The 22177-nt window shown below is 68.9% G+C and carries 20 protein-coding genes; 7 read left to right on the top strand and 13 right to left on the bottom strand.

From position 1 onward, the window contains the following. The first annotated feature begins 108 nt into the window (after positions 1 to 108). Both ACMV_RS15485 and ACMV_RS15480 read left to right on the top strand, forming a co-directional pair. Positions 109 to 1245, top strand: a complete 1137-nt coding sequence (locus ACMV_RS15485; protein ID WP_013641024.1) for an ATP phosphoribosyltransferase regulatory subunit — start codon at positions 109 to 111, stop codon at positions 1243 to 1245. 4 nt (positions 1246 to 1249) lie between these two features. Then, on the top strand, positions 1250 to 2539 hold the full coding sequence (locus ACMV_RS15480) for an adenylosuccinate synthase (RefSeq protein ID WP_012040310.1): 1290 nt from the start codon (positions 1250 to 1252) through the stop codon (positions 2537 to 2539). A gap of 263 nt (positions 2540 to 2802) precedes the next feature. Here ACMV_RS15480 and ACMV_RS20935 read toward each other — a convergent pair whose 3' ends face one another. The 8 genes from ACMV_RS20935 to ACMV_RS15445 all read right to left on the bottom strand — a co-directional run bounded on the left by ACMV_RS20935 (position 2803) and on the right by ACMV_RS15445 (position 11530). Then, a complete protein-coding gene (locus ACMV_RS20935; protein ID WP_013641023.1) occupies positions 2803 to 3618 on the bottom strand; it encodes an O-fucosyltransferase family protein in 816 nt (271 codons plus the stop codon). Between the two features lie 331 nt (positions 3619 to 3949). Then, positions 3950 to 4888, bottom strand: coding sequence for an ABC transporter permease (locus ACMV_RS15475; RefSeq protein WP_013641022.1), 939 nt, complete (start codon positions 4886 to 4888; stop codon positions 3950 to 3952). A 9-nt stretch (positions 4889 to 4897) separates the two neighbouring features. Further along, complete coding sequence (locus ACMV_RS15470; protein ID WP_013641021.1) at positions 4898 to 5860, bottom strand: ABC transporter permease; 963 nt, start codon at positions 5858 to 5860, stop codon at positions 4898 to 4900. Further along, complete coding sequence (locus ACMV_RS15465; RefSeq protein WP_013641020.1) at positions 5850 to 7409, bottom strand: sugar ABC transporter ATP-binding protein; 1560 nt, start codon at positions 7407 to 7409, stop codon at positions 5850 to 5852. Before ACMV_RS15465 ends, ACMV_RS15470 begins: the two co-directional genes overlap by 11 nt. Further along, entirely contained in the window at positions 7331 to 8419 is a 1089-nt protein-coding gene (locus tag ACMV_RS15460; RefSeq protein ID WP_007424332.1) for an ABC transporter substrate-binding protein, read from the bottom strand. The genes ACMV_RS15465 and ACMV_RS15460 overlap by 79 nt, the downstream gene beginning before the upstream one ends. Before the next feature lie 186 nt (positions 8420 to 8605). Further along, positions 8606 to 9544, bottom strand: coding sequence for a 3-hydroxyacyl-CoA dehydrogenase (locus tag ACMV_RS15455; protein WP_013641019.1), 939 nt, complete (start codon positions 9542 to 9544; stop codon positions 8606 to 8608). Positions 9545 to 9589: 45 nt separating this feature from the next. Then, complete coding sequence (locus tag ACMV_RS15450) at positions 9590 to 10534, bottom strand: BKACE family enzyme (RefSeq protein ID WP_007424330.1); 945 nt, start codon at positions 10532 to 10534, stop codon at positions 9590 to 9592. A gap of 114 nt (positions 10535 to 10648) precedes the next feature. Continuing rightward, positions 10649 to 11530, bottom strand: a complete 882-nt coding sequence (locus tag ACMV_RS15445) for a LysR family transcriptional regulator (RefSeq protein ID WP_081479261.1) — start codon at positions 11528 to 11530, stop codon at positions 10649 to 10651. Between the two features lie 116 nt (positions 11531 to 11646). Here ACMV_RS15445 and ACMV_RS15440 point away from each other — a divergent pair, with 116 nt between their 5' ends. After that, positions 11647 to 12525, top strand: coding sequence for an aldo/keto reductase family oxidoreductase (locus ACMV_RS15440; protein WP_012040303.1), 879 nt, complete (start codon positions 11647 to 11649; stop codon positions 12523 to 12525). Positions 12526 to 12691: 166 nt separating this feature from the next. After that, positions 12692 to 13546, top strand: a complete 855-nt coding sequence (locus ACMV_RS15435) for a DUF2189 domain-containing protein (protein ID WP_013641016.1) — start codon at positions 12692 to 12694, stop codon at positions 13544 to 13546. A gap of 70 nt (positions 13547 to 13616) precedes the next feature. Here the strand turns inward: ACMV_RS15435 and ACMV_RS15430 are convergent, their stop codons facing one another. Beyond that, a complete protein-coding gene (locus tag ACMV_RS15430) occupies positions 13617 to 14504 on the bottom strand; it encodes a LysR family transcriptional regulator ArgP (protein ID WP_013641015.1) in 888 nt (295 codons plus the stop codon). Between the two features lie 74 nt (positions 14505 to 14578). Here ACMV_RS15430 and ACMV_RS15425 point away from each other — a divergent pair, with 74 nt between their 5' ends. Continuing rightward, positions 14579 to 15211 (top strand): LysE/ArgO family amino acid transporter, encoded by a 633-nt coding sequence (locus ACMV_RS15425; RefSeq protein ID WP_007424325.1) that lies wholly within the window; start codon positions 14579 to 14581, stop codon positions 15209 to 15211. 110 nt (positions 15212 to 15321) lie between these two features. Here the strand turns inward: ACMV_RS15425 and ACMV_RS15420 are convergent, their stop codons facing one another. Beyond that, entirely contained in the window at positions 15322 to 16497 is a 1176-nt protein-coding gene (locus ACMV_RS15420) for a fumarylacetoacetate hydrolase family protein (RefSeq protein WP_013641014.1), read from the bottom strand. A gap of 106 nt (positions 16498 to 16603) precedes the next feature. After that, positions 16604 to 17965: an amidase gene (locus tag ACMV_RS15415; protein ID WP_013641013.1), complete on the bottom strand. Its 1362-nt coding sequence runs from the start codon at positions 17963 to 17965 to the stop codon at positions 16604 to 16606. A gap of 184 nt (positions 17966 to 18149) precedes the next feature. Between ACMV_RS15415 and ACMV_RS15410 the strand changes: the two genes are divergently transcribed. Beyond that, on the top strand, positions 18150 to 18953 hold the full coding sequence (locus ACMV_RS15410; protein WP_013641012.1) for a tetratricopeptide repeat protein: 804 nt from the start codon (positions 18150 to 18152) through the stop codon (positions 18951 to 18953). 62 nt (positions 18954 to 19015) lie between these two features. Here the strand turns inward: ACMV_RS15410 and speB are convergent, their stop codons facing one another. Together speB and ACMV_RS15400 are read right to left on the bottom strand one after the other, a co-directional pair. Further along, on the bottom strand, positions 19016 to 19930 hold the full coding sequence (gene speB, locus ACMV_RS15405) for an agmatinase (RefSeq protein ID WP_007423713.1): 915 nt from the start codon (positions 19928 to 19930) through the stop codon (positions 19016 to 19018). Between the two features lie 28 nt (positions 19931 to 19958). Beyond that, on the bottom strand, positions 19959 to 20408 hold the full coding sequence (locus ACMV_RS15400; protein WP_012040298.1) for a hypothetical protein: 450 nt from the start codon (positions 20406 to 20408) through the stop codon (positions 19959 to 19961). Positions 20409 to 20502: 94 nt separating this feature from the next. Between ACMV_RS15400 and ACMV_RS15395 the strand changes: the two genes are divergently transcribed. Next, the gene (locus tag ACMV_RS15395; RefSeq protein ID WP_012040297.1) at positions 20503 to 22176 is read left to right on the top strand and encodes a formate--tetrahydrofolate ligase; all 1674 of its coding nucleotides are present in this window, start codon (positions 20503 to 20505) and stop codon (positions 22174 to 22176) included. Position 22177 lies beyond the last annotated feature (1 nt).

Raw genomic sequence — 22177 nt, 5'->3', positions numbered from 1 at the left:
CGAGGGCGATTTCCACCCCGAATTGGCCGCGGCGGCACCGGATGCTATAGGCCGCGCGAGACCGGCCCCTTCGGGCCGTCCCCACGCCGCGCCGGAACCCGCATCGACATGACCGACGACCTGCCGCCCCACCCCGCTTTGCTGCCCGCGGGCTTCACCGACCTGCTGCCGCCGGACGCCGAGGCCGAGGCAAGGCTGACCGAAACGCTGACGGCGAGCTTCGGCGCGCATGGCTATCAGCGGGTCAAGCCGCCGCTGGTCGAGTTCGAGACCACGTTGCTCGCCGGCAGCGGCGCCGCCGTGGCCGAGCAGACCTTCCGGCTGATGGACCCCGAATCGCAGCGCATGATGGGCGTGCGCGCCGACACCACGCCGCAGATCGCCCGCATCGCCACCACGCGGCTCGCCGCCGCCGCCAGGCCGCTGCGCCTGGCCTATGCCGGGCAATGCCTGCTGGTGCGCGGCTCGCAGCTCGCCCCCGAGCGCCAGGTCGCACAGGCCGGCATCGAGCTGATCGGGCCGGACGTGCCGGAGGCCGACGCCGAAATCATCGTCACCGCCGCCGCCGCCCTCGCCGCCACCGGCATCGGCGAGGTCAGCGTCGATCTGACCATGCCGCCGCTGATCCCCGCCCTGCTGGGCGACACTTCGGCCCATGCCGCCCTCGTCCGCGCGCTCGACCGCAAGGACGCCGCCGAGATCGCCGCCCATGGCGGCGCGCTGGCCCCCACCCTCCTCGCCCTGCTGGAGGCCGCCGGCACCGCCGAGACCGCGATCGGCCGCCTCGCCGCGATCGACCTGCCCGCCCCGGTCCGCGCCCTGGCGGACCGGCTGAGCGCGACCGTCGCCGCCATCCGCGCCCTGATGCCTGCCCTGCGGCTGACCATCGACCCGGTCGAGTTCCGCGGCTATCGCTACCACACCGGCGTCGCGCTCACGATCTTCGCGCCCGGCCGCCAGGCCGAGTTCGGCCGCGGCGGACGCTATCTCTGCGACAATGGCGAATCGGCGACCGGCATCACCCTTTATCCCGACACGATCCTCGCCGTCGCCCCGCGCCCGGCCTTGCGCCCGCGCCTGTTCCTGCCCGCCGGCACGCCGGCCGAGGCCGGTGCTCGCGCCCGCGCCGAGGGCTTCGCCACCATTCGCGGCCTCGCCGCCGCGGCGGATGACGCCGACGAGGCGCGCCGCCTGTCCTGTTCCCATCTCTGGCGCGACGGACGCGCCGTTCCGCTCGAAGGATAACGCCATGGCAAATGTCACCATCATCGGCGCGCAATGGGGCGACGAGGGCAAGGGAAAGGTGGTCGACTGGCTGGCCTCCCGCGCCGATGTCGTGGTCCGCTTCCAGGGCGGGCACAATGCCGGGCACACGCTCGTGGTCGGCAACCAGACCTACAAGCTCTCGCTGCTCCCCTCCGGCCTCGTGCGCGGCAAGCTCGGCGTGATCGGCAACGGCGTGGTGGTCGACCCGGTGGCCCTGCTCGCCGAAATCGGCCGGGTGCGCGAGCAGGGGCTGAACGTCACCCCCGAAACGTTGCGCATCGCCGACAACGCGCCGCTGATCCTGCCGCTGCACGCCGCCCTCGATGCCGCGCGCGAGGCCGCCCGCGGCGCACGCCGCATCGGCACCACCGGCCGCGGCATCGGCCCCGCCTATGAGGACAAGGTCGCCCGCCGCGCCATCCGCATCTGCGACCTCGCCGAACCCGAGACGCTCGACTGGCGGCTCGACGAGCTGCTGCTGCACCACAACACGCTGCTCGCCGGCCTCGGCGCGCCCACGTTCGGCAAGGCCGAGCTGATGGACCAGCTCCTCGCCCTCGCGCCGCAGATCCTGCCCTTCGCCGAACCGGTCTGGGAACGCCTGGCCGAGGCAAAGAAATCCGGCGCCCGCATCCTGTTCGAGGGCGCGCAGGCGGTGATGCTCGATGTCGATCACGGCACCTACCCGTTCGTCACCTCGTCCAACACCGTCTCCGGCCAGATAGCCGCCGGCGCCGGCGTCGGGCCGGACGCCGCGGGCCGCGTCCTCGGCATCGCCAAGGCCTATTCCACCCGCGTCGGCTCCGGCCCCTTCCCGACCGAGCAGGACAACGAGACCGGCCGCCTGCTCGGCGAGCGCGGGCATGAATTCGGCACCGTCACCGGCCGCGCCCGCCGCTGCGGCTGGTTCGACGCCGCGCTGGTCCGCCAGGCGGTCAAGGTCGGCGGCATCCAGGGCCTCGCGCTGACCAAGCTCGACGTGCTCGACGGCATGACGACGCTGCAAATCGGCGTCGGCTACCGCATCGGCGGCGAAACCCTGCCCCATCTGCCGCCCGGCGCCGCGGCGCAGGCCAAGGCCGAACCGGTCTATGAAACCATCGAGGGCTGGTCCGGCTCGACCCGCGGCGCCCGCTCCTATGCCGACCTGCCGGCGCAGGCGATCAAGTATGTCCGCCGCATCGAGGAACTGGTCGAATGCCCGGTCACCCTGCTCTCCACCAGCCCCGAGCGGGACGACACCATCCTGATGCAGGACCCCTTCGCCGACTGAGCGCTTGGGGATGCCTGCAACTTCGCCCGGCGGCTCAAGCCCCCCACCCCACACGAATTCATCTGCAAACGATGAACTTCAGAACCAGACCGATTCATCAACCCAATCCGCCAAATGCCGGGACTAAGCAACAAGGCTCCAGCGGTCCAACGATGTGTAGCAGCGCAAGCGTATCAATCAGTTCTCAGCACTCTGTGGTGAAGCCCAAGGGGTCCACCCCAACGCGGGGTTCAACGTTGATGCCGCTTAGCAGGGCGGATCAATCAGATTGGCTCGAAAGGAACATTGCCGAAAATAGCTGCCTGTTCCGGGAAAGACGACCCCTGCGTGCCAATGACCTTAAGGCATCGAGACAGTATCAAGAATTGAGAAAAATAATGATCAACAGTTCCCTGTGTAATAGACATATCAATATCCATTACGGCACCAGTCATTTTACGTAATCTCGAAACATATTCATGGTCGTCGCTAAAAATTATTTTAGTGCCCGGCGTAGAATTAATTCGAGCCATAGCATTTTCTAGAGATATTTCCGATTTTGGGTTATAGTGAAGAAAATTTCCTCTCCGAATAGAAAAACCGATATCAAATACAGGAATGTTAGAAATAAAATTATTCCATTTTTGCGATAATTTAAAATAATTACAGTAAATAGCTGACATAATGGTAGAGGTAGGAATATTGATATTGTCAGGGAATAATTCTAGTGAAGTTTCTACCACAACGATATCATCTTCTGAATTAATAATCTCATCTATTGAAATATACTTCCGAAAATTCCGAAATTTCAAATTATTGTAAGCAGTTGATTGCTGTTTGTGCCAAAAATCATTTTGATCCCACTCACTAAAAATAATATCGACTTCATTTTTTTCAAACAACGGTATAGAAAAATCAAAAAAATATTCTGGAGTTATACGCTTCATGTCATTTACATTTTCGACATGACTTAGATTATCGTCAGGAATCCAGTAATGGAATACTTTACGATTCGTAATTTGCCCAAGAAATATTCCAGTACAAAGAGACCGTAGGCGATTTCCAAATCCAGCTTGCGGCGAAATAACTAAAGATCGCATATAATATCCTTAATCAATTACTATTTTTCGGTACACTCATGGATATATCGCGCGCCAAGACAGTTGGTGGGCCTCGACGTAGCCAATCCCGCTGAGTGGTCCAGATTTAAAATTATTACATGTTCACATGATACGCTTGGAGTTCGTGCCCGAGATCAAAGTTAGTCTATTGCTCTTCCGGCCTCGGTTGGGGAAATTTAGGATTTTAATAGCATGATATCCCGCCAAAGTAAGATGGTTCAGATGGCCAGCCTCTGAGCATCCCGCGTTTTCCGTGCAGATCATCTTGCGCTTCTGTTCATCTGAATGCCGTGCCCGCCGGAACGGCTGGTCATGTTCCCTGTGGCGTCGCGACGGCGAGGACACCGATGATGACGCCGCCCGTCGCGATCAGGCGGACACCCTCAGGCATGTGCAGCAGGTTGAGCATCGTGACGAGCAGCCCGAGCAGCATGGCCGAGCCCCAGAGGCCGGGCGGGGCCGGGTCGCCGCCGGCGATCGAGGTGCCGCCGATCACGACAACGGCGATCGACATCAGGAGATATTCGCGCGCCATGTCGAGCGAGGCGCCGCCGGAATAGGCGGCGAGCAGGATGCCGGCGATGGCGGCGAGCAGGCCGGAGGCGAGATAGACCAGCGAGAGCGCACCTCCAACCCGAAAGCCGGCGAGCGAGGCCGCCCGGCGGTTCTGCCCGAGAGCGAGCACCGCCCGACCCGCCCGCGTGCGCTGGAGCCCGACCGCGCAGGCGGCGGTGAGCAGGATGAACAGCACCGTCATCGCGGAGACGCCCAGCACGCGGCCGGACGTGAACGCCGCGAGCAGCGGCGAGGGCTGCGTCACCGCGTGGCTGGAATAGGCGATGGCGGCGGACTGGTAGATGAAGCCGGAGGCGAGCGTGCCGACCATCGGCGGGATGCGCAGCAGGCGGATCAGCGCCAGATTGAAAAGCCCGGCACCGAGGCCGATGAGCAGGCCGAGGGCGAGGCCGGAAAGCAGCCCGGCATTGCTGCCGTGCATCGCGCCGGTCGCTAGATAGCCGGCGAGCGTCATCACGCCGGGGATCGACAGGTCGATATTGCCCGGGCCGGCGGTGATCACCAGCATCTGCCCGAGCCCGGCGATGACAAAGAATGTGGCGAATTGCAGCGCGATCGAGAAGGTCTGGAAACTGCCGGCGCCGGCGGCGATGACCACGATCGCGAAGTAGACGACCGCCGCCGCGAGATAGGACCAGATCCAGCGCGGAGCGTTCGCGAAGCGTTGTCCCATCCGCCGCTCCTATGCCGTCCGCGCCAGGGCGCGCAGGCCGAGCACCACGATCAGGATGCCGCCCTCCACGCTGAGCTGCCAGCTCGTCGAGATGTTCACGAAGGACAGCACCGAGCCTGTGAGCAGCATGATCAGCGTGCCGGTGACGGTGCCGACCGGCGAGACGTCGCCGCCCACGAACTCGCCGCCGCCGACGATCACCGCCGCGATCGAGGTCAGCGTGTATTGCGCGCCCACCGTCGCGTCGCCGGAGGTGTTGATGCCATCCAGCAGCAGGCCGGCGATCACGCCGCAGGCCCCGGCGATGCCGTAGAGCAGCATCCGCCCGCGGGCGAGCGACCAGCCGGCCTGCTCGACCGCCTTCGCATTACCGCCGATGCCGCGCAGGACGGCGCCGCGCGCGGTGCGCATCAGCAGCAAATGGCCGAGGAGCGCGGCGCCGGCGAGCACGAGGATCGGCAGCGGCACCAGCGGCGGCGAGAGGTTGACGAAGCCGGCGATGAGGGACGGCGCGCCGCCGCCGGGCGAGGGCAGCAGCAGCAGGGCGCAGCCGAGCCAGATGAACGAGGCGCCCAGCGTCACCACGATCGAGGGCAGCCGGCGAACATGGATCAGCCCCCCCATCAGCGCGTAGGCGCCGATCGCCGCGGTGAGGGCGAGGAGGCCGGCGGCGGGGGCGCGGACCAGCAGCGTCGCCGCGATACAGGATGTGAGCGAGATGAACGGGCCGATGCCGAGATCGATGTCATTGATGGCGATGACGCACATCTGCGCCATGCTGGCGAAGACCGCCGGCATCGCGAGATCGAGCAGCAGGCCGATGCCGAAATAGCTGAGGATCGCCGGCCGTATCCAGAAGATGATGCCGAACATCGCGGCCAGGGCGGCGACGGGCAGGGCGATCTTGAAGCGCGGCAGGGCGGCTGCGAGGGCGGGTTGGCCGGCGGGTATCGCGGACGGGTCAGCCGGCACGGGCGAAGCCGCCCCCGGGCGGCGCCGAGGCAAAGGAGGCACGGATCACCCGGTCTTCCGAATAGGCGTCGCGGTCGATCGCGTCGGTGATCCGGCCGCGGCTGAAAACATAGACCCGGTCGCACTCGGCGAGCTCGGCGTTCTCGGTGGTGTACCAGAGGATGGCATGGCCGCCGGCGGCGTGCGCGCGCATCCGCGCGTAAAGCTCGCGCTTGGTGCCGACATCGACACCGCGCGTCGGATCGTCGAGCAGGAGGATATCGGCCCCGGAGGCCAGCGCGCGGGCAACCAGCACCTTCTGCTGGTTGCCGCCGGACAGGCGGGTCGCGAGATGGGAGACGGAGGGCGTGCGGATCGCCAGGCTCCGCGCCCACGCCTCGGCAAGGGCGCGTTCGGCGGCGGGATCGATCAGGCCGAAGCGGGAGAGCCGGCCGAGCGCGCCGGCGGAGATGTTGCGCATCACCGACCAGAGCGGAAAGATTCCCTCGCTGGCGCGGTCGCCGCTGACATGGGCGATGCTGCCATTGACGGCGAGGCCGCGCTCGCGGTGGCGGGCGGCGGCGAAGACCCGGTGCAGGAACGCCCGCTGGCCATGACCGGCGAGGCCGGCAAGACCGACGATTTCGCCGGCATGAACGCGCAGCGGCAGCGACTCGCCGTCCTGCCCCGCGGCCTCGACGCGCGGCACGCCGGCGCTGCGCGCGCTGCTGGCATCGCGCCCGGCGGGAGCGCGCACCTCGCCCATCATCGCGACAAGCCGGTCTTCGTCGAGCCCGGAGGCGGGCGCCGTGCCGACGATGCCGCCATCGCGCAGCACGACGATATCGTCGGCATAGGCCAGGATTTCGGCGAGGCGATGGGAGATGAAGACGCAGGCGATGCCGCGGGCGCGGGCGGCGCGCGTGAAGTCGAGGAGCTGGGTTGCGGCGTGGCCGGCGAGAGACGCGGTCGCTTCATCGAGGATGACGAGGCGGACCTTCTCCTCGGTCTCGCTGAAGGCGCGGGCGATTTCCACCATCTGCCGTTCGCCGATCGACAGCGAACTGACCTGGCGGTCCGGGTCGATTCCGTGGCCGGGAAAGATCGCGTCGAGCGAGGCGCGGATCAGGTGCCGGGCGCGCCCGCGCCAGCCGGCGCCGCGCAGGCTCCGATGCATGATCCCGACATTCTCGAAGACGGTGAGGTTGGGGCAGAGCGAGAGTTCCTGGAACACGCAACGTATGCCGAGCGCATGCGCGGCACGGACGCCATAGGCGGGGATGGGCGCGCCGGCCACCGCGATCGCGCCGGAGGATGGCGGCAGGGTGCCGGCGATGATCTGCATCAGCGTGGATTTTCCCGCGCCGTTATGGCCGACGATGCCGAGCATCCGCCCGGCATCGATGTCCAGATCCACCCCTTGCAGGGCCCGCACGCTGCCGAAGTCGCGGGCGATCGCCGCGAGCCGGATCAGGGGGGCGGCGGCTGCGGTCAGTGCAGCGTCTCCGGGCCGGGCGAGGCCGGCGGCGCCGTGTGGTGGAGATTCGCCGCGATCAGGCGTTCCGTCCATGTCTGGCTGTAGAGCGGTGTCGCGACAGCGCCCTGCGGCAGCACCTTGAGCCAGCTCTGCAGCTGGTTGGCGTGGATCTGCAGCAGCGGGACGTTCACCACTTTCGGCACCTTCGCGCCGGCGAGGATCTGCTGGGCAACCCAGAAGGCGATGGATGACACGCCGGGCGCCGAGGAGAGCGAGATCGTGTGGTATCCGCCCGGCTTCTTGTCCAGCTTCGCCCAGAGCGAAAGCTCGACCTGGCGGTTGCCGAAAATGATCAGCGGCGTTCCCCGCCCGGCGGCCATGAAGGCTTCGTAGGTGCCATAGCCATCGCCGCCCTGGGTAACGACGGCCTCGATATGCGGCAACGAGGGCAGCACGCCGGCGACGGCCTTCTGCGCGATGCTCTGCGTCCAGTCGCCGTGGACGGAGCCGACGATCTTCATCTTCGGATATTTCCTGAACGTCTCGACGATCCCCTTGTGGATATCGGTATCGACAGAGGTTCCGGCGATGCCGCGGACTTCCAGCACATTACCCTTGCCGTGCAGGGATTTCGCGACGAAGCGGGCTTCGATCTGCCCCATGTGAACGTAGTTGTAGGCGACCTTGTAGGCGCAGGGGGCGGTGACGAGACTGTCGAACGCGACGACGACGATGCCGGCGTGGCAGGCCTTGGCGATGACGCCGTTCAGCGCCGTGGGCGAGGCGGCGTCGATCACGATGGCCTTCCAGCCCTCGAGGATCAGATCCTCGATCTGGGATTCCTGCTGGGAGGCGGAATTGTCGGCGTTGACGATCTTGGTTTTCGCGACGATGCCGCCGGAGATGGCCTGGTGGCTGGCTTCCTTCCACATCTTGAGCATCTGCTGGCGCCAGCTGTTGCCGGCGTAGGAATTGCTGAGGGCGATGCCGTCATGGGCGGTTGATTTCGCCATGGCGCGAGGGATGGCGAGGCCGGTGACGAGGGTAGCGGTCGAAGCCAGAGCCAGGGCGAAGCCGAGAGGGTTTCCAGTCCGCCGGGTCATGATCGTTTCCTTTCCCCATCGGCGCCGCCCTCATTGCTGCGGGCGATCATCGGCCAGGGCGAACGCCGGATTTCTGTTTCTTGTCGGATCTCGACCTTAACACCACGAACCGGGTGACCAAAGCGATGTTTGCATCCCGGTCGTGGACCGGCGGTACAATTATTCCGGATCGGGCCGATCGGGAAATCAGCCGGCCGCCGGATCTTGCGAACTGCGCTTGTGAGCCATGAGGGCCATCAGCCGGCGGTCGCGCCAGGCCGAACGCTCGGCAAGCCGGTCGGCCGGGAGCGCGACCCGCCGCTGGCGCTCGACCTCGGCGATCAGCGCGTCGTCCCAGCCGAGATCGACGCCGCGCGAGCCCGCGATGGTTTCGTACATCGTCCGGAAGCGCCGCGCGTAGTCGGCGACGCCGCCGGGCGCGTTCAGGTCGATCGTCTCGAACGGACCCATGAAGCTCCAGCGCAGGCCGAGCCCGGCGGAGACGGTGCGATCGACGTCCTCGACCGACATGATCCCGTCCGCCACGAGCTTCCAGGCCTCGGCGAGGAGAAGCCCCTGCAGGCGGTTGAGCGCGAAGCCCTCGATTTCCCGCGTCAGTTCGACGGGTTCCTGGCCCACGCTTTCCATCAGCGCGCGCACGCGCTGCACCGTTGCCGCCGCCGTCCACGGCGCGGGAACAAGTTCGACGACCGGAATGAGATAGGGCGGGTTGACCGGATGGGCGATCAGGCATCGCTCGCGGCAGCCGACATGATCGGTGAAGGCGGACGCCGGAATGCCGGACGATGAGCTGCCGATCAGCGTTTCGGGGCCCACCACCGCGTCCAGCGCCGCGAAGATCTGGCGTTTCTGCTCGACCGTTTCGAAGACGCTCTCCTGGATGTAGGCGGCATCGACGACGGCATCGGCGAGCGACGCCGCCACGCGGACGCGCTGGCCGGCCGCCGCAGCATCCTCGATCAGGCCGACCTCTTCGAGGGTTTTCAGCCGGTCGCCGATCAGGCCGATGGCGCGGTCCGCGCCGCCCTCGACCGCATCGTACACGGCAACGTCATGTCCCGCGCGGGCGAACACGATGGCCCAGGCCGAGCCGACGAGGCCGGCACCCACAACCGCAATCTTCATTCCACTCTCCAATTCAGCCGATTATGTCGCAGCCAGACCCGTCGCTCAGAACGCGACCCGGTCGGCGCCCTTGAGGGACAGGATCTGCCGCGCTTCGTCCGGCGTCGCGATCTCGAGGCCGAGTCCCTCGAGGATCTGCCGGACCTTGCGCACCTGCTGGGCGTTGGATTCCGCGAGCTGGCCGGGGCCGATCCAGAGCGAGTCCTCCAGCCCGACGCGGACATTGGCGCCCATCGCCGCGGCCTGCGCGGCGATCGGCATCTGATTGCGTCCCGCCCCCAGGACCGACCAGCGATACTGGTCGCCGAACAGCCGGTCGGCCGTCCGCTTCATGTGCATCACGTCCTCAGGATGCGGGCCGATACCGCCGAGAATGCCGAACACCGTCTGGATGAACAGCGGCGGCTTCACCAGGCCGCGCCCGAGGAAATGCGCGAGATTGTAGAGATGCGCCGTATCGTAGCACTCGAATTCGAAGCGCGTGCCTGCCTCGCCGAGCGTGCGGAGCACGAATTCGATATCGCGGAACGTATTGCGGAAAACCAGGTCGCGCGAAGTCTCGAGCGCCTCCCGCTCCCACGGATGCTTGAAGTCCTTGAACCGGTCGAGCATCGGGAACAGGCCGAAATTCATCGACCCCATGTTCAGCGAGGCAACCTCCGGCCGGAACGTCGCGGCCGGCTGCACCCGTTCCTCGACCGTCATGTAGGGCGCGCCGCCCGTGGTCAGGTTGATGACGGCGTTGGTCCGCTGCTTCACCCGCGGCAGGAAGCGCCCGAATGCCTCAGGCGACTGGTCGGGCCTGCCGGTTTCCGGATCACGCGCATGCAGATGCAGGATTGCCGCCCCCGCCTCCGCGGCAGCGACCGCCGAATCGGCAATCTCCTCCGGCGTCACCGGCAGATGCGGCGACATGCTCGGCGTGTGTATGGCGCCGGTGATGGCGCACGTGATGATGACCTTCCGCCCCGTTGCGCCCGATAGGCTCATGACCGACCTCCCTGTGCACCGTGTCTTACCAAGCAATTCCGTCAGCCGGCAAACCTCGCCGGACGCGCGACCGTTGGTGCGCCCGCTTCGACAAGACGAAGGCGGCGGCCGGGCCTATCCACCGGCCTGCCGCAGGAAATCGACAAACGCCTTGAGCGGCGCCGGCAACAGGCGCCGGCCTGAATAATAGAGAAACGGGCCGGAAAACGCCTGCCACCACGGTTCCAGGACCGGCTCGAGCATGAAGCTGTCGAGATGCGGCCGCAGCCAGTCCTCGAAGAGATAGATGATTCCGGCACCGGCAAGGGCCGCCGAAATCGCAAGATCGGCGGCGGTTCCGGAACTGACCAGCAAGGGGCCGGCCGGATCGATCTTCACGATCTCGCCGTCGCGCTCGAACTCCCAGGGTGGCATCGCGCCGCTGCGGAACCGGCCCCGTATGCAGGCATGGGCGAGCAGGTCGCGCGGGTGCGCCGGCCGGCCCCGCCGGTTGAGATAGGCGGGGGCGGCGGCCGTCGCGAAACGCTGGACGCGCGGGCCGATCGGCACGGCGATCATGTCCTGTTCCAGCCGCTCGTCATAGCGGATCCCGGCGTCGCACCCCGCCGCGACGACGTCGACGAAATCATCCTCGGCAACGATCTCCACCCGGATCTCCGGGAACGTGGCGAGGAAGGGCGGAAGAATGGAAGGCAGGACCAGCCGGGCCGCGCTGACGGGGACATTGAGCCTCAGTGTTCCGGCGGGTCGGGCACGGAAGACGTTCACCACATCGAGCGCGTCCTCCACCTCCCGCAATGCCGGGCCGAGCCGTTCGATGAGCTGCGCCCCCGCGTCGGTCGGCACGACGCTTCGTGTGGTCCGGTGCAACAGCCGCACGCCGAGCGCGGCCTCGAGCCGGCGCACCGATTCGCTCAGGGCCGACGCGCTGGCGCCGCTGACGCGCGCGCCTTCGCGGAAGCCACCGGCACGCGCCACGGTCATGAAGGCGTTCAAGGCGTCGAGATCAGGTCCGATTGTTCATGTTCCCGCACAAGCCGTATGGATTGTAGCGGATTATCATGCGGATGGTCAGTCGCCAGCTGTGATCCATCCACAGCATGGAGAAGATCATGTCCAGCATAGACCCGTCCGGCACCTTCACCCTCGGCGACCGGCCCGTCAGGCGCCTCGGCTACGGCGCGATGCAGCTCGCGGGGCCGGGCGTTTTCGGCCCGCCCCGGGACCCCGAGGCTGCCCGCACGGTATTGCGCGAAGCCGTGGCCGCCGGGGTCAATCACATCGACACCGCCGATTTCTACGGCCCGCACGTCACCAACCAGCTGATCCGCGAGGCGCTGCATCCCTACGCTGACGACCTCGTCATCGTCACCAAGGTTGCCGCGCGCCGCGGCGATGACGGCTCCTGGCTGCCGGCCCTTGCGCCCGCGGAACTGACCCGGGCCGTTCACGACAATCTCCGCAATCTCGGCCTCGAACGGCTGGAGGTCGTCAATTTCCGCAGCATGCACGCCGTGCACGGCCCGGCCGAGGGCTCGATCGAAGAACCGGTCTCCGTCCTCGCCGAACTGCAGCGGCAGGGGCTGATCCGCCATGTCGGGCTGAGCAACGTGACGCCCGGACAGATCGCGGAAGCCCGCCGGATCACCGACATCGTCTGCGTCCAGAACCACTACAACCTGGCGCATCGCGACGACGACGCCCTGATCGACGCGCTGGCGCAAGAGCGGATCGCCTATGTGCCGTATTTCCCGCTCGGCGGCTTCACGCCCCTGCAGTCATCGAAACTCTCCTCGGTGGCCGGACGCCTCGGCGTGCCGCCGATGCAAGTGGCGCTGGCCTGGCTGCTCCGGCGGTCTTCGAACATCCTGCTGATCCCGGGCACGGCATCGGCGGATCACCTGCGGCAGAACCTGGCCGCCGCGGGCCTCGATCTGTCGGCGGCCGACTGCGCCGAACTGAACGACATCCAGGGCGCCGAACCGGCATGACCTGATCGCCCCGCGTCCCCGTCGCCCGCGGCGGGCCGGCGAAAGCCAACCGCCGCCGCTCGCCTCTGCCATGCGATCGGAGCATGACGGTTGCGGCGCGCCCGTCGGTTGTTCCGCGGGGCGCGAAGCACCACCCAATCTTTCGAGATCCGGGGGGAGTGTCGCCATGCATATCCGCAATCCGATCGAATGGGCGCTGTCGGCGCCGGGGCACGCCGTGGAGGAAATCGGCGCCGCCGATGGCGAGACCTACTGGGCCGAGGCGAAGACGCTTCCGGTGAACATCCGCCGGATCGGCATCGAGGATCTGGCCGTGGCGCTGCGCCGCGGGTTCGAGGATTTCGAAGCCGACCGAACCGATATCGTCGTCCTCGCCCTCGTCTTCCCGATTGCCGGTCTCTTCCTCAGCGCCGTCGTCGCGAACGAACATCTCCTGCCGCTCGTCGTGCCCCTGGTGGCCGGCTTTGCCCTGATCGGGCCGCTGGCGTCGGTCTGGCTGATGGAATTGAGCCGCCTGCGCGAGTCCGGCCGCACGCCGAGGGTGATCGAGGCCGCCGGCATCCTGCGTTCGCCGCAGATCGGCGCGATCCTGGCGATGGGCGGCCTGCAGATCCTCCTCCTGCTCCTGTGGCTCGGGGCGGCGGAATTCATCTACATCCGGACCCTCGGGGCGGCCGAACCGCGGTCCTTCGCGGCTTTCGTGGCGGCGGCACTGACCACGCCCGCCGGCTGGGCGATGATGGCCGCCGGGCTTTGCACCGGCTTCGTGTTTGCGGTCGCGGCGCTGGCCATCGGCGTCACGTCCTTCCCTCTGCTGCTCGACCGACCCGCCGACATGCCCGCGGCGCTCGGGATATCGATCCGGGCGCTGCGGCGGAATCCGGCAATTCTCGGCCTGTGGGGACTGATCGTCCTGGTCGGCCTCGCACTGGGCGCCGTTCCCGGATTGCTCGGCATCGCCATCGTCCTGCCCATCCTCGGGCATTCCACCTGGCATCTCTACCGGCGCATCATCGACTGAGTGGCGGCGGCCAGGAACGTGCGTAGCGCCGGCGTCACCGGGCCAGACCGGCAGCACATAGGGGCGAAGATCAATTGTCGAGCCATTCGGCGGCGGTGGCGCAAACCGCGCGGGTCAGTGTCTCCAGCGCCCTCGCGTGCAGACGGGCCACGGTCCAGTACAGCTTCACGTCGATCCGCAGGCCGGGCGGCAATTCGGTCAGACGCCCGGCGGCGAGATGCGGCTCGGCCAGCGGCGCCGGGTGCAACCCCCAGGCCAGCCCGGCGATGCAGAGGTCCAGAAAGGCATGCGTCGAGGGAATCCAGTGCGTCGGCGCGGCAAGCTCGACGCCGTGCGCCTCCGATGCCCAACGCGCCTGCCACGCGTCCCGCCGGTCGAACTGCATGTGCGGTGCCCGCATGAGCGTGTCCCGGTTCACGCCCCCGACAAAATGCCGCGCCATGAAATCCGGGCTGGCGCAGGAGACATAGGGCAGCGCACCGAGCAGGATCGTCCGGCAGCCCTGCACGGGTTCGGGATCGGCCGTCACCGCGGCCAGCACCTCGCCCGAGCGCAGCCGGTCGGCCGTATGGGCCTCGTCATCCAGCGCGAGGTCGAGCAGGATCCCCGCGCCGCGCCCGAACGCGGCGGCCGCCTGAGGAAACCAGGTTGCCAGGCTGTCCGCATTCACGGCCACTTTCAGCGTGAGCGGCGAGACCGCCCCCGTCAGGGCGAGGGCCGGCGCCAGATCGTCCTCGAGAAGCCTGACCCGATCGAGATGCGCGCAAAGGGCACGGCCCATATCGGTGGGAACACAGGGTTGCCCGCGGACGATCAGAACCGAGCCGAGCCGTTCCTCAAGGCCGCGCACGCGCTGGGAAACCGCCGAAGCGGTGATTCCCAGCGCGTGCGCCGCGCGTTCGAAGCTGCCCTCGCGGATCACCGCGCCGACGGCGGCCAGGGCGGAATAATCAAGCATCTCTGAAGTATCGCTTAATCGACCTTAGAAAAACAAGCTGTCCTAATGTGCGGGCCAGCCTCATAGATCCACCCATGACAAATCTTCTTCCCCCGTTCCTCACCGGGTTCGCCTCGTCTGCCGCGCTCATCGTCGCGATCGGCGCCCAGAATCTCTTCGTCCTGCGGCAGGGGCTGCGGCACGAACATGTCGGCCCGATCGTGCTGTTCTGCGGCGTCGCGGATGCCGTGCTGATCGTGGCCGGCGTGAGCGGCGTGGGCGCCTTTCTGGGCGCCGCGCCCCAGTTCACGGCATTGCTCGCCCTCGGCGGCGCGGCGTTCCTCGCCTCGTACGGCCTGATCGCATTGCGCCGGATGCTGGTTCCCGCCGCGGTCACGATGGCCGAAAACGGCAGCCTCACCCTACGCCGCGCCCTCGCCGCCACGGCGGGCTTCACCTTCCTGAACCCGCATGTCTACCTGGATACGGTGCTGCTGCTCGGCACGATCGGATCGGCGCAGCCCGCCCCCCTGCGCCCGATTTTCGTCCTTGGCGCCGTCTGCGCCAGTTTCTCCTGGTTCACGGCGCTGGGCTACGGCGCGCGCATCCTGAAGCCCGTCTTCGCAAGGCCCGCCGCATGGCGCGTGCTGGATGCCCTGGTCGGCATCACGATGCTGGCGCTTGCCGCCTCGCTGATCGTCCGCGTGGTTCTGGGGTCGGCGCCCTGATGTCGTCCCCCTGACCGCGAGATACCGAGGGCCGCCGATCCAGCGCCGCCGCCCGTCGGAGACGCGCCAACCACCTCATCGCGGGCGCGGGCGAATCGGGCCTCAGCCGATCAGAGCAGGCCGCGCGCGGCGAGGCTGCGCATAAGGTCGAGCGTGCCGAAGCGCCAGGGCGCGCAGTCAGGGCAGGGCCGCACGCGGTTGCGCAGCCGCCCCAGCCGGGCCGAGGCGATGGTGACGAGATCGCCGTCCTTGTGGGTGAAGCCCTCGCCCGGCCGGTCGCGGTCCTGGATCGGCGCGAACATCGTCCCCAGCATCAGCACGAACCCGTCCGGATACTGGTGGTGTGCCCCGGCGGCGGCCTCGACCAGATCCGCCGGATCGCGGCTGATCTCGGTCATCGAGCTCATCCCCTCGAGGCGGAACCCGTCCGCCCCCTCGACCGTGAGGTCGAGCCGCGCGCGGCGGACATCGTCGAGCGTGAAGCCCGCGTCGAACAGCCGCACGAAGGGGCCGAGGCCGCAGCTCGCGTTGTTGTCCTTCGCCTTGCCGAGCAGCAGCGCCGAGCGGCCCTCGAAATCGCGCAGGTTGACGTCGTTGCCGAGCGTCGCCCCCACGATCCGCCCGGCCGGCGAGACCGCGACGACGATCTCCGGCTCGGGATTGTTCCAGCTCGAACCGGGATGGATGCCGACATGCGCGCCGAAGCCCACCGCGCTCATCGGCTGGCCCTTGGTGAAGATCTCGGCATCCGGGCCGATGCCGACCTCGAGATATTGCGACCACAGGCCGCGCTCGATCAGCGCCGCCTTCACCGCCATCGCCTGTTCCGAGCCGGGGCGCAGGGCACGCAGGTCGGCGCCGATCAGCCGGTCGAGATCGGCGCGGATCTGCGTCGCCTTCTCCGGCGCGCCGCGAGCCTGTTCCTCGATCACCCGCTCCAGCAGGCTGACCACGAAGGTGACGCCCGAAGCCTTGACCGCCTGCAGGTCGACCGGCGCGAGCAGCCAGGGGCGCGACGGATCGCGCGTCGCCTCGTCGCTGTTGGCGAGAATCTCGTCGACGCGCCCGATCGTCTGCCCCGCCGCCGCGCGGGCGTGCCCGGCCGGGTCGTCGAGGGCGAACAGCGCGGAGGACGTCGGCACCGCGCGGCTGGTGATGTCGATCAGCTCGGCGCCGCGCAGCGCCACCACCACCGGCCCCACGCCGGGCAGCCAGGCGCGGCCGACCAGGGCCGCGCGGTCGGCATCCTCGGGCAACGCGTCGTCCACACGGATCGGGTCTGTCATCTGCGGTCTCCCCCTGTCATTGGCCGGTCGGCCCCGCCGAGCATAGAGCGCCACGGCGGTGGCGCAACGCGACGGCGGGAATGGGCGCCCTGCGCGGCGCGCCCGGTCAGGCCGGGCCGAGCGCCTCGATCGCGGCGGCGATGGCGAAGATCCGCCGGTCCGTCTCCGCCACGCCGCAGACCATCAGCCCCACCGGGGCCGCGCCGGGCGCATTGAGCGGCAGCGAGATCGCGCAGCCATCGATCATGTTGATCAGCGTCGGGTTGCGCAGCACCCGCAGATTGGCCGCGGTGAAGGCCGCGTCGTCGTCGAGATCGGCGATGCGCGGCGGCAGGATGGCGACGGTCGGCATCAGCAGCGCGTCATGCGGGGCGAGCCGCGCCCGCGCCCGCGCCACCAGATCGGCGCGGCCGGCCAGCAGGTCGATGTAATCCGCCGCCGAAAGTTCCGCCCCCCGGCGCAGCCGCACCAGCACGCGCGGATCATACGCCTCGGCACCGCGCGCCAGCAGCGGGCGATGCCAGGCATGGCTCTCCGCCGCGGTCAGCCCGCCGCGCGCGTTCAGCTTCGCGACCTCGGCGAATTCCGGCATGGCGATGGTCTCGATCCGCGCCCCCGCCGCGGACAGGCGGCGCAGCGCCGCGTCGAACCCGGCGGCGACCTCGTCGTCCAGCGTATCGAGCGCGACGTCGCGCGGCACCGCGAGCCGCAGCCCGGCCAGTTCCGCCGGCGCCGGCGGGGCTTCCGGCGTGCCTGCCATGATCGAATCGAGCAGCGCGCAGCAGCCCACCGAGCGCGCCAGCGGCCCGACCGAGTCGAGCGAGGACGAAAGCGGCACCACGCCCTCGCGCGGAATCCGCCGCGCCGTCGGCTTGAAGCCGACGAGATCGTTGAACACCGCCGGAATCCGGCACGAGCCGCCGGTGTCGGTGCCGATGCCGGCATGCGCCATCCCCGCCGCCACCGCGACCGCCGAGCCCGAGGACGAGCCGCCCGGAATCCGCCGCTCCTCGCGCCGCCAGCGCGCCGGCGGCGTGCCGTAATGCGGGTTGGTGCCGATGCCGGAATAGGCGAACTCGGTCATGTTGGTGCGGCCGATCGGCACGAAGCCCATCCGCCGCAGCCGGGCGATCGCGGGCGCGTCCTGCGCCGCCGGCCCGCATCCCGCCAGCACCTTCGAGCCGGCGCGGGTCTCCTGCCCCGCCATGTCGAACAGGTCCTTCACCGCGATCGGGATGCCGGCCCAGGGCGAGGGCGCCATGCCGGCGCGGCGCATCGCGTCGAACCCCGCGGCCGCCGCCCGCGCGCCCGCCGCATCGACCGAGATGAAGGTCAGCGCCCCGTCCCCCGCCGGATCGGCGATCGCGGCGAGGCAGTCCTCGACCAGTGCTGCGGCGGTGGTGCGCCCCGCTTCAAGGTCGCGGGCAAGACGGTCGAGCGTGGGCAGGCGGGACTCTCTGTCGGTCATCGGGATCGGCTCTCCTGTGCGGCGTCGGCGCAAGTCTCGCCGCGCGGCGCGAAGCTGTCGAGACCCGGCAGGCGACCGGCGCGGCACGCCAGCGCACGGATCTGTGATTTGCAGCGCCCCCTGCCTATATTGGCGGCACGGGCTGGCGCTTTTTCCCACCACCACCGGCCCGCGGAGGTCCCTAATGAAGGGGTTGAAGATCTTTCGCACCATCCTGCTGGCGGCGGCCCTGTTCGCGGGGGCCGGGCTGTCCCTCGCCCCGGCGCGGGCGGCATCGCCGACGCCGCAGCAGATCCAGGCGCTGATCGCCGGCGGCCATCCCGACGCCGCACTGGCCGATCTGCGCGGCGCGCTGCGCGCCCATCCGCAGAGCGGCGTCGCCTGGTACCTGAAGGCCGAGGCGGAGGACGCGACCGGCCGCATCGCCGCCGCGCGCGCCTCGCTCGCGCGCGCCGAAGCCTATGCGCCCGGCCTGCCCTTCGCCGATCCGGGCCGCGTCGCCGCGCTGAAGGCGCATCTCGCCGCCGCCCCGGCCGCGCCGCGCAGCGGCGTGCACGTCCATCCCGCGGTGCTGGTGATCGGCGGGCTCGTGGTGCTGTTCCTGCTGGTGCGCTGGTTCGGCCATAACCGCCGCGCGATGCAGGCACCCTGGCCCGGCGCGCCCGGCTACGGCCCCGGCGGCATGCCACCGAACGGTGCCCCGCCCTATGGCGCTCCCGGTGGCGGGATGGGCGGCGGCTTCGGCGGCGGCGGGCTCGGCAGCTCGCTGATGACCGGTCTCGCCGCCGGCGCCGGCTTCGCCGCCGGCGAGCGTATCATCGACGGACTGGCCGGCGGCAGCCACGCGGGCACGCCGATGATCGATCCCTCCGGCGGCGACCCCGGTGCCCCGCCGCCCGACCGCGATGACGGCCTGCTCGGCAATCCCGGCTGGGACAGCGGCGATGCCGGCGGCGGCAACGATTTCGATCCCGACAACAACTGGTAGGCCGGCGCGCCTGAACGCGCGGCGTCAATGGCCCGGCATCCCCCGATGCCGGGCCTTTCGTTTCAGCGCCCCTGCGAGGCGAGCAGGGCGAGATACTCCCACACCATCGTCGCCCCGGCCAGGGCGGTGATCTCGCTCACGTCATAGGCCGGCGCGACCTCGACGAGATCCATGCCCACGAAATCGATCCCGCCGAGCCGGCGCAGCAGCGCCTGCGCCTGCCACGATGCCAGCCCGCCGATTTCCGGCGTGCCGGTGCCCGGCGCGAAGGCGGGATCGAGACAGTCGATGTCGAAGCTGAGATAGGTCGCCCCCGTCCCCGCCACCGCGCGGATCCGTTCGGCGACGCGGTCCACCCCCTGCTCATGCACGTCCTGCGCCGAGAGGATCGTCACCCCCTGCGCCAGCGTCCAGTCATGCGCCTCGTTGAGCAGCGGCGAGCGAATGCCGATCTGGATCATCCGGCGCGGATCGACCAGCCCCTCGTTCAGCGCGTGATAGAACACCGAGCCATGGCTGTAGACCTGGCCGAAATTCTCGGCCCAGGTGTCGGCATGGGCATCGAAATGCACGAGCCCGACCGGCCCGCCGCGCGCCTTCGCCAGCGCGCGCAGCAACGGCAGGGTGATGCCGTGCTCGCCGCCCAGCGCCACCAGATGGCCGATCTGCGCCGCCTGCGCCTCGATCAGCGCGAGGCTGCCCGGCAGATCGCCGAGGGCGATGGCGAAATCCCCGGCATCGGCAAGGTCCATGTCATCGACCATGACGCGGTAGTGCGGATGGTGGTTGCCCGCCAGCATGCGCGAGGCGACGCGGATCGCCGCCGGGCCGGACCGCGTGCCCGCGCGGTTGGTCACGCCGACATCGAGCGGAATGCCGGCCACCACATGGGCCGCGTCGCGCGCGCGGCGATCGAGCCCGAGAAAGGTGGGAAATGTCGCGAAAGTCGGCGCGTCGGCGCCCTGAAACTGTGTCATGGGCGCAGACTAGCAGTCGGTTCGCGGCCTAGTCGAGCCGCGGTTCGATCCGCCGCGGCGGCACGCCGCGCGGCGCCGGACTACGGGGGCGGGGGGCTTCGCGGCCGAGGGGTTCACGCGCCGGCGCCTCGCGCGGCGGGGCCGGGCGGGGCGGCTCGGGCATCGGCGGTGGCGGCGCGGCGGCGGCCGGACGCCGGACCGCCGGGCGGTCATACCCCGCGGCGCTGCGCGGCAACGGGTCGTAAAGCCCGTCATCCACGGTCACGCCGCGCAGCGGTTCCGGCAGCCGCATCGTCAGGATGCGCAGTTCCTCCTGCACCTGATCGAGCTGTTCCTCGATCGCCTCCAGGCGGGATTTCACGCCGAACACCGAGAACGGCATCGCCAGCATCGCCAGCGCATAGAGCAGGCCGACGAGCAGCAGCACCAGCCCGAGCCAGGCAGGCATCCAGGCCGGGAAGGAGAACGGCAATGTCATGAGCGCTATTTACCGGTGCGGGACACCGCACGGCAAGCCTTGCCTTCCCCATGGCCGCGCGGACATAAGACGGAAAGGAAAAACGGGAGGATTCATGGCGTCGGATCTGGACATCGCACGCGCTTCACGCCTGCGCCCGATCGGCGAGATTGCCGCCGCCGCCGGCATACCGGCCGAGGCGCTGATCCCCTATGGCCGCTACAAGGGCAAGGTGGATGGCGGCTTCATCCGCTCGCTCGAAGACCGGCCGGACGGCGCGCTGGTGCTCGTCGTCGGCATCAGCCCGACGCCCGCCGGCGAGGGCAAGACGACGACCTCGATCGGCCTCGGCGATGCGCTGCGCGCCGCCGGCGCAAAGGCGATGATCGCCCTGCGCGAGCCCTCGCTCGGCCCGTGCTTCGGCCAGAAGGGCGGGGCCACCGGCGGCGGCCGCGCCCAGGTCGCGCCGATGGAGGAGATCAACCTTCATTTCACCGGCGATTTCCACGCCATCACCAGCGCCAACAACCTGCTCGCCGCGATGCTCGACAACCATGTCTACTGGGGCAACGAGCTTGGCATCGACCCGCGCCGGATCGCCTTCCGCCGCGCCATCGACATGAACGACCGCGCCCTGCGCCAGACGGTTCTCGGCCTGGGCGACGGGGCGAACGGCGCCGCCCGCGAGCAGAAATTCGACATCACCGTCGCCTCCGAGGTGATGGCGATCTTCTGCCTCGCCCGCGATCTCGACGACCTGCAACGCCGCCTCGCCCGCATCGTCGTCGCCGAGCGGCGCGACGGCTCGCCCGTCACCCCGGCCGATCTCAAGGCCGTCGGCGCCATGGCCGCCCTGCTGCGCGACGCGCTGCAACCCAACCTGGTGCAGACGCTGGAAGGCACGCCGGCACTGGTCCATGGCGGGCCCTTCGCCAACATCGCCCATGGCTGCAACTCGGTCATCGCCACCCGCACCGCGCTCAAGCTGGCCGACATCGTGGTGACCGAGGCCGGGTTCGGCGCCGATCTCGGCGGCGAGAAATTCCTCGACATCAAGTGCCGGCAGGCCGGGCTCGCGCCCTCCTGCGCCGTCGTCGTCGCGACGATCCGGGCGCTGAAGATGCATGCCGGGGTGGCCAAGGCCGATCTCGGCGCCGAGAATCCCGGCGCGGTCGCGCGCGGTGCCGCCAATCTGCGCCGCCACGTCGCCGCCATGCGCGCCTTCGGCCTGCCGGTGATCGTCGCGATCAACGGCTTCGTCACCGATACCGGGGCCGAGCGCGAGGCCCTGCGCGCAGCACTCGACGAGGATGGCGGCGCGCGGATCTGCTTCTGCACCCATTGGGCCGATGGCAGCGCCGGCGCCACCGACCTCGCGCAGGCGGTGATCGAGACGATCGCGGCGAAATCCGCCCGCTTCGCCCCGCTCTACCCGGACGACATGAAGCTGCCGCACAAGCTGCGCACCATCGCCCAGCGCATCTACGGCGCCGACGACATCGAGCTCTCGCCGCTGGCGGCCAAACGCCTCGCCCGGTTCGAGGCGCAGGGATACGACCACCTGCCGGTCTGCGTCGCCAAGACGCAGTACAGCTTCACCGCCGATCCGGCCCGCCGCGGCGCGCCCACCGGCTTCACCGTGCCGATCCGCGATGCCCGCCTCTCCGCCGGCGCCGGCTTCGTGGTCGCCCTCGCCGGCGATGTCATGACCATGCCCGGCCTGCCGCGCATCCCCGCCGCCGAGGCGATCGGGCTCGACCCCGATGGCGCGATCCATGGCCTGTTCTGAG

Origin of the sequence: Acidiphilium multivorum AIU301, from assembly GCF_000202835.1 — a bacterium.
Lineage (GTDB): Bacteria > Pseudomonadota > Alphaproteobacteria > Acetobacterales > Acetobacteraceae > Acidiphilium > Acidiphilium multivorum.
This window is presented reverse-complemented; position numbering and strand designations above follow the sequence as displayed.

Coding starts and splice junctions, on each gene's coding strand:
- ACMV_RS15455 (WP_013641019.1), bottom strand. CDS start 9,544: ATGAAGATTGCGGTTGTGGGTGCCGGCCTCGTCGGCTCGGCCTGGGCC.
- ACMV_RS15430 (WP_013641015.1), bottom strand. CDS start 14,504: ATGCTTGATTATTCCGCCCTGGCCGCCGTCGGCGCGGTGATCCGCGAG.
- ACMV_RS15395 (WP_012040297.1), top strand. CDS start 20,503: ATGGCGTCGGATCTGGACATCGCACGCGCTTCACGCCTGCGCCCGATC.
- ACMV_RS15465 (WP_013641020.1), bottom strand. CDS start 7,409: ATGGACGGAACGCCTGATCGCGGCGAATCTCCACCACACGGCGCCGCC.
- ACMV_RS15410 (WP_013641012.1), top strand. CDS start 18,150: ATGAAGGGGTTGAAGATCTTTCGCACCATCCTGCTGGCGGCGGCCCTG.
- ACMV_RS15415 (WP_013641013.1), bottom strand. CDS start 17,965: ATGACCGACAGAGAGTCCCGCCTGCCCACGCTCGACCGTCTTGCCCGC.
- ACMV_RS15450 (WP_007424330.1), bottom strand. CDS start 10,534: ATGAGCCTATCGGGCGCAACGGGGCGGAAGGTCATCATCACGTGCGCC.
- speB (WP_007423713.1), bottom strand. CDS start 19,930: ATGACACAGTTTCAGGGCGCCGACGCGCCGACTTTCGCGACATTTCCC.
- ACMV_RS15420 (WP_013641014.1), bottom strand. CDS start 16,497: ATGACAGACCCGATCCGTGTGGACGACGCGTTGCCCGAGGATGCCGAC.
- ACMV_RS15440 (WP_012040303.1), top strand. CDS start 11,647: ATGTCCAGCATAGACCCGTCCGGCACCTTCACCCTCGGCGACCGGCCC.
- ACMV_RS15485 (WP_013641024.1), top strand. CDS start 109: ATGACCGACGACCTGCCGCCCCACCCCGCTTTGCTGCCCGCGGGCTTC.
- ACMV_RS15475 (WP_013641022.1), bottom strand. CDS start 4,888: ATGGGACAACGCTTCGCGAACGCTCCGCGCTGGATCTGGTCCTATCTC.
- ACMV_RS15435 (WP_013641016.1), top strand. CDS start 12,692: ATGCATATCCGCAATCCGATCGAATGGGCGCTGTCGGCGCCGGGGCAC.
- ACMV_RS15425 (WP_007424325.1), top strand. CDS start 14,579: ATGACAAATCTTCTTCCCCCGTTCCTCACCGGGTTCGCCTCGTCTGCC.
- ACMV_RS20935 (WP_013641023.1), bottom strand. CDS start 3,618: ATGCGATCTTTAGTTATTTCGCCGCAAGCTGGATTTGGAAATCGCCTA.
- ACMV_RS15400 (WP_012040298.1), bottom strand. CDS start 20,408: ATGACATTGCCGTTCTCCTTCCCGGCCTGGATGCCTGCCTGGCTCGGG.
- ACMV_RS15460 (WP_007424332.1), bottom strand. CDS start 8,419: ATGACCCGGCGGACTGGAAACCCTCTCGGCTTCGCCCTGGCTCTGGCT.
- ACMV_RS15480 (WP_012040310.1), top strand. CDS start 1,250: ATGGCAAATGTCACCATCATCGGCGCGCAATGGGGCGACGAGGGCAAG.